The 274-nt window shown below is 46.0% G+C and carries 1 protein-coding gene; it reads right to left on the reverse strand.

Going from position 1 to position 274, the window contains the following annotated elements:
• Positions 1-274, reverse strand: a 274-nt coding sequence (locus Q763_RS17300; protein WP_198133483.1) for a carboxypeptidase regulatory-like domain-containing protein, incomplete at both ends; no start/stop codon positions are given.

The following is a 274-nucleotide window of genomic DNA, read 5'->3' on the forward strand; positions in this document are numbered from 1 at the left end:
TCTCCTCTATCGGTCTCAGGTCAGCCATAACATTAACCTCTCCGCCATGGGTTTTAGTAATAGGGAAAGTATTCTGTTCGTATTTTGGCATGCTTGCCTGTATGGTATAGGCCCTGTCGCAGTCAACACTGTAGGTTACCTTACCATTAGCATCGGCTGTTCTGGTCTCAATTACATTGTTACGCTCATCAAGGATGGCTACCTTAGCACTGGCAAGTGGCTTACCTGTATTGGCATCCCTTACCATTACTATAGCCTCAACCCCACAAATTGG

This window comes from Flavobacterium beibuense F44-8, assembly GCF_000769915.1.
Taxonomy (GTDB): Bacteria; Bacteroidota; Bacteroidia; order Flavobacteriales; family Flavobacteriaceae; genus Flavobacterium; species Flavobacterium beibuense.